Below are 5,657 nucleotides of genomic sequence, written 5' to 3'. Positions count from 1 at the left end.
TGGTCACAGAAAATTTTTCAGGTTCTTGTTGGAGTTCGTTTCTGCTTGTTCCAAATTACCCTAAACAAGAATTTATTGCTCCACCTGTTTCGCCAAAAACACCGCTGCCGCCTGCGCCAATTTCCCCTGCAATTCACCAATCTGATTTTTGGGCTCCGCACTGCACAATGCCACTGCTCCGATGGCATCACCCTCGCAGATGATCGTCGCCAGTGCCTGTGTCTGATACGACATATTATCATCAAGTGTCAATTTGGGACACTCTTTTTCCTGCGCGCCTGTCACCTGACATCCCCGTGCCTCAATGAACTGCTCCATCTCCCGGCTGACCGGTTTCCCGTCATAATTCTTTTTTCCATTTCCGGCCGCTGCGATGATATGATCCCGATCTGTCACACAGACCAGACTTCCGGATGCAGCCGCCATACTTTCTGCATATTGTGCCGCAAACGTGCTCAATTCCCCAATTGGAGAGTATTTTTTCAATACCACCGCGCCATTCTGATCTGTAAAAATTTCCAGCGGATCTCCCTCACGGATCCGCAGCGTCCGACGTATCTCCTTCGGTATCACCACACGCCCCAGATCATCAATTCTGCGCACAATTCCTGTTGCCTTCATAGGATAAAAACCTCCTGTTTCTCACATCTGATATACTTTCCATAATTTTGTTGTACATCTAGTATGTGGAAACAGAATCAGATTATACCAAAAAATTATTCCACTTTATAATGCCGACAGATCAACTTCATAAACAAAGCTTTCCGGTTACTGCACCTGATAAAATTGATTTCCAGAAAATGCTCATAATTTTCTTTTGCAAACACCCGAATTGCCGTTGTCTTTCCAATTTGACGTGCTCCGATTACACATAATGCTTTCTTATTCTTTTCTTCTTTCCAGTCTGAAATTGTCTGTAACCCCTTTTCTTTTCAAGGTTTTTTATGCTATTGTCGCATTCTAATATATAGTATTGTAACTTTTTTCCCAAAAAAAAGAACAAACCCGGATACCCGGGAATGTTCCTTTTCTTGCTTATATCATTATTTTTCTTTAACTATCTTCATCTGAAAAAAACATTTTTTTCTATGCTTCTGTCAGGCTCTCCGTATCTTTGTGCGTCCGATGCACATGTTTCCGTACGAAATAGAAGCAGATCACCTGCATGATGATCGTCAGAATCCAGGACGCCGGATAGGAAATAAATAAAACTGAAAGTGATCTGTGTGTCGGGAAAATGCCGTAAATCCATACGATTCGAGTTCCTACCGTTCCGATCACGGACAGGATCATCGGCACTGCGGAATATCCCATGCCGCGCAGTGCGCCCGGGAACAGATCCATCAGACCGCAGAAAAAATACGTTACCGTTGTATACAGCAAAATTTCCATTGCACATTGAATAACTTTCGGATCCGTCGTATAAATCTGCAGGATTTCCGGTCCAAATACATACACACCGACCCCGAGCAGCAGTGAAACGCTCACCGTCAGAATAATGCAGTCACGCAGCACACGGTCCATTCGTTTCAGTTTTCCAACACCGTAATTCTGGCTTGTAAAACTCATGCAAGCCTGTGTCACGGAGTTGACGGATACATACAGAAATCCAAACAGGTTGTTTGCGGCTGTATAGCCCGCCATCGCCGTAGAACCAAAAGAGTTTACGGAAGACTGCAGCAATACATTTGATAAGTTGATGACCGTACTCTGGATTCCCGCTGGGATTCCCACTTGAAAAATCTGCAGCATATATGCTTTTTTGATCTTCAGTTTTGAAAAATACAGCTGATAACTGCTGTCCGTATTATGCAGGCATCGCAGAACCAGTACGCAGGAGATCATCTGTGAAATAACGGTCGCAATACCGACACCTGCCACGCCCATATCAAATTTGATGACAAGAAGCAGATTCAGTGCCGCATTCGTACAACCGGAGATCAACAAAAAGATCAGCGGACGCTTCGTATCTCCCACCGCACGCAGAATCGCCGCACCGTAGTTGTACAGCATAAAAAATGGCATTCCGCAAAAATAAATCCGCATATATAACGTGGACAGTTTAATAACATCGTCCGGTGTTCCCATCAGTTCCAGAGCACCTTTTGCAAAAATCACGCCGACAAATGCCATTACAATTCCGCTGATCAGTGCCAGCATAATTGCCGTATGTACCGTTTCTGACATCTCTTTGTCGCGGCCGGCTGCATAAAAACGGGCTGCCAGTACATTCGCGCCCAGTGAAATTCCAATAAATAAATTTGTAAAAACAGCAATCAGCGCAGTTGTAGAACCAACCGCCGCCAGCGCCTGACTTCCGCTGAAGCGTCCCACAACGATGATATCCACTGCGTTGAACATCAGCTGCAAGACACCTGACAACATTAACGGCAATGCAAAGGAGATCAGCTTGTTCATGATCGTACCGTTACACATATCAATCTCATATTTATTTTTCTTCACTCTATTCTCTTCTTTCTAAACGAACTAAAATATGCACAGAAAAATACTCTCTTTTCTGCTCATTTCACTTTTTTTATTTTTACTTAAATTTCCATATCGGAACGAATCGCCCAGCGCATCTTCGTGGAACGCGCGCGGCCATTCTGCGCACACTCCTGTGCAGAAGGACGAATGACATCCTTTGCGTAGTCTGCATAAATGCCTGCCTTATAACCATCTTTTAATGCTTTCTTCACCAGACGATCCTCCCCGGAATGAAAGGTCAGGATTGCCACTCTTCCCCCCGGTTTTAAAGCACCCGGAAGCTTCTCCATAAATTCATACAACACTTCAAATTCCCGGTTCACGTCAATGCGGAGCGCCTGAAATACTCTCTGACAGGTCTTTTTCACCGTGTCTTTGCGCTCTTTTTCCGGAAGGAATTCCAGTGTTTTCTCAATGACCTGACGCAGTTTCGTCGTTGTATCAATACGGTTTCCTCTGCGGATTTCTTTCACGATCGCATCCGCGATCTCCACGCAATACAGCTCATCGGAGTTTTCATCCAGCATACCAGCCAGTTCCTCAAAAGAAATGTTGTCCAGACGTTCTGCCGCGCTGATTCCTTTTTCCTGATTCAGGCGCAGATCCAGCGGTCCGTCCACCTTATAAGAAAAACCACGCTTCGGATTGTCGATCTGCATGGATGACACTCCAAGGTCCGCCAGAATAAAATCAAAACCGCCGACTTCTTTTGCGATTTCATCAATGGTACAGAAATTCTGCAGTTTCACCGTCAACATATCCTCACCGAATCCCTGTTCTGCCAGACGCCTTCTGGTCTTTGCAGATTCTTCCGGATCCACATCCGTGGCATACATGTGACCTTCTCCCTGAAGACACTCCATCATGGCCTTTGTGTGACCGCCATAACCCAAGGTCGCATCAAAACCAACCTGCCCCGGTTTGATCTCCAGGAAATCCAGAATTTCCTTTACCATAATAGAAATATGCATGCCCGCAGGTGTGTTGCCCTTACGGATGACATGCGCAATCGTGTCCTGATATTTCTCCGGCTGCAGTTCTTTGTATTTTTCTTCAAATTTTTTCGGATATTTTCCTTTATAACGCACACGTCGCTTGTGCGGTGTCTGTGTCTCGTTTTCCATATGAATCCTTTCTGTTTCCCCTTGTTTATAAAATTACTTCGGCTTTATTTCATATTCTGTTTTTTTACAAACAGTGTTAGTATAAAAAATTTCATTAACTGCTTTTATCTGAAGCTGTCTATTCCTATTATACAGAACTCAAAACGGCAAATCAAGAATAGCATTTTCCATTCATGTATGTTCCATTTTTGTATGTACAAAAAGCTGTGCCCGTGAAAATATCTGGTACGACATATTTCATAGGCACAGCTTATGATATTCGATTTGTGTAGAATGCAGTGATTCTGAGAAGAATATGTCAGCTCATGTTGACCAGAATCACGCACCAAGTCTCACGCACGTTCGACTTAAATTTATTTTCTCAGATCAAGAGAATATTTTACCAGTTTTTCCAGCAGTTCTACGCTGCCATCGATACCATAGCATGCGCTGTTGATACAGATATCAAAATCTGCCGGATTGCCCCATTTCTTACCGGTATAATAATCATAGGATGTTTTTCTGCGCTTATCATTGCGGCGGATAAATTCCTCTGCCTCTCTGCGATCCTGCCGGTTGATCAGCATTTTTCTTCGCACACGGTTCTCATACGGCGCACCGACAAACACACTCAGACGAGGAATATTGTTTGTCATCAATACATGACCACAACTACGGCCTACGATGACGCAGTCACCAGCCTGCGCAATGGTTTTGATCACGCGGCTCTGCCTGATATAATGTGCATCCTTGCCACCGATACCCGGGATTTTTTCATCCATCTCGTCAATCATCAGGTCCATCAGGGAATCATCATAGAAAGAAAATCCAAGTTTCTCTGCAAGTCTGGAACCAATTTCATGTCCGCCGGCACCGGTCTCACGGGCAATGCAGACTACGATATGATTTTCTTTTGTCTTGTACATCAGACCATAGCGATCCTGTGTAAAATCTTTGGTGATCTGATCACGGAAACCATCATCTTCCAGCACTTTCATCATATCCTCACATAAATGCTCGTAACGGATAAAGAATTCTTCATAGCGTCCACCCTTTTCCTGAATGATCTTGATCATATTTCCGATCAGGATCAGTTCATCTTTCAGTTTTTCTGACTCTTCTTTCTCAATATCTTTCAGAATCTGCTTTTCTGAAATATGCTTCGGTCCCGGAAACACTTTACCCAGCTCACTTCCGGATGCTTCATAAACCTCTGTGTCTAACGCATAAAAACGTTCTGCAAGCTCCTGATAATTTAACCCAGTTCCTTCTGCTTTCATAAATCAATTCTCCTTCCGCTGCAAACTCATTGTTGTATCCCCATCACTGTTCTTCAAAATAATAGAATCCTGATTCTCATCTGTCTCATAAGTATATACAGAAGAATCGCTTTCTCCGATCAGTTCAAACTGCTTTTTATCTGCTGCATATTTCATGTGTACACCAAACACAAATGTTCCATCTGTATTCAGCTTCACATACGCGCCGCCATCTGATATATATTCTGCATCAAATGCAGCGTCTGTCATAATTTTGTCATCACCGCTTTTAAGCTTCATAATTGTACCATTTGAAAAATCCGGTTCTTCGCCTTCGGTATATTTACATCTTGTATAAGTACCGTCCTCGTTTTGCTGCAATACATAGGAATCATACGCAAGCTGACTTTCACTGTTGCTTTCTGCGTTTTCTTCTCCGTAGTAAATCAGGTTCAAAATCCGAGCTCCACTCTCATTCGTAGCCAGCTTATACATTCCGGTATACCCATAATCACAATTGCCATCCTTATCCAGATCCATCTGTATCTTTATCGTATCTCCGGCCGTGTAAACGCCTTCAAATTTCACCTTTGATTTTACCGAAGCCTGTGCAGTCTCTGCCGCAGCACTTCCATCCGTCGTTCCTGCATCTTTTGTTCCGCACCCTGACAACGCAAGTATAGTGATCAGCAATACACTCAGCAGCTTTCCTACGGTTTTCTTCATAATAAATATTCCTCCAAAGTTTTATCCCGTTCACACGCACCATTCGCAAAAGTTCTCACTTGCAGTCAATAGTTCTTAACAG

The 5,657-nt window shown here is 43.6% G+C and carries 6 protein-coding genes; all 6 read right to left on the bottom strand.

Annotation, left to right across the window (positions count from 1 at the left end; genetic code table 11):
• Positions 1-72 precede the first annotated feature (72 nt).
• On the bottom strand, positions 73-621 hold the full coding sequence (gene spoVT / locus Q0I54_RS12880; RefSeq protein WP_296119202.1) for a stage V sporulation protein T: 549 nt from the start codon (positions 619-621) through the stop codon (positions 73-75).
• A 95-nt stretch (positions 622-716) separates the two neighbouring features.
• Positions 717-911, bottom strand: coding sequence for an AAA family ATPase (locus Q0I54_RS12875; protein WP_296119205.1), 195 nt, complete (start codon positions 909-911; stop codon positions 717-719).
• A 175-nt stretch (positions 912-1,086) separates the two neighbouring features.
• Positions 1,087-2,463, bottom strand: coding sequence for an MATE family efflux transporter (locus Q0I54_RS12870; RefSeq protein ID WP_367270857.1), 1,377 nt, complete (start codon positions 2,461-2,463; stop codon positions 1,087-1,089).
• Between the two features lie 83 nt (positions 2,464-2,546).
• Positions 2,547-3,611: a 16S rRNA (cytosine(1402)-N(4))-methyltransferase RsmH gene (gene rsmH, locus Q0I54_RS12865; protein WP_296119201.1), complete on the bottom strand. Its 1,065-nt coding sequence runs from the start codon at positions 3,609-3,611 to the stop codon at positions 2,547-2,549.
• Positions 3,612-3,964: 353 nt separating this feature from the next.
• Positions 3,965-4,870, bottom strand: a complete 906-nt coding sequence (locus Q0I54_RS12860) for an AAA family ATPase (protein ID WP_296119198.1) — start codon at positions 4,868-4,870, stop codon at positions 3,965-3,967.
• Between the two features lie 3 nt (positions 4,871-4,873).
• Entirely contained in the window at positions 4,874-5,575 is a 702-nt protein-coding gene (locus Q0I54_RS12855; RefSeq protein WP_296119195.1) for a hypothetical protein, read from the bottom strand.
• Between the last annotated feature and the right edge of the window lie 82 nt (positions 5,576-5,657).

The organism is uncultured Eubacterium sp., from assembly GCF_934295145.1.
Taxonomy (GTDB): domain Bacteria; phylum Bacillota; class Clostridia; order Lachnospirales; family Lachnospiraceae; genus Eubacterium_I.
This window is presented reverse-complemented; position numbering and strand designations above follow the sequence as displayed.